The sequence below is a fragment of the Streptococcus mitis genome (assembly GCF_001579035.1).
GTDB classification, from domain to species: Bacteria; Bacillota; Bacilli; order Lactobacillales; family Streptococcaceae; genus Streptococcus; species Streptococcus mitis_J.
The window spans coordinates 1-408 of record NZ_KQ970328.1; the positions used below are offsets into that span (position 1 = coordinate 1).

The window sequence follows — 408 nt, forward strand, 5'->3', positions numbered from 1 at the left end:
CAATTGCTGAAGCAGATGAGCTTATGGGTCGTTACCGCATCAGTGGTGTTCCAGTTGTTGAAACACTTGAAAATCGTAAATTGGTTGGTATTTTGACAAACCGAGATCTTCGTTTTATTTCAGACTATAACCAACCAATCTCAAATCATATGACCAGTGAAAATCTTGTGACTGCTCCTGTAGGTACAGATCTTTCAACAGCTGAGAGTATTCTTCAAGAGCACCGTATTGAAAAGCTTCCTTTGGTCGATGAAGAAGGCCGTCTTTCTGGTTTGATTACTATCAAAGATATTGAAAAAGTTATTGAGTTTCCAAATGCGGCGAAAGATGAGTTTGGTCGTCTTCTAGTTGCAGGTGCAGTAGGTGTTACTTCAGATACCTTTGAACGTGCAGAGGCGCTTTTTGAGG

General features: G+C 40.7%; 1 protein-coding gene. It reads left to right on the forward strand.

Features of this window, described 5'->3' with window-relative positions:
* Nucleotides 1-408: CBS domain-containing protein (locus SMIDD26_RS10920; RefSeq protein ID WP_134990318.1), on the forward strand; the 408-nt coding region annotated here is incomplete at both ends.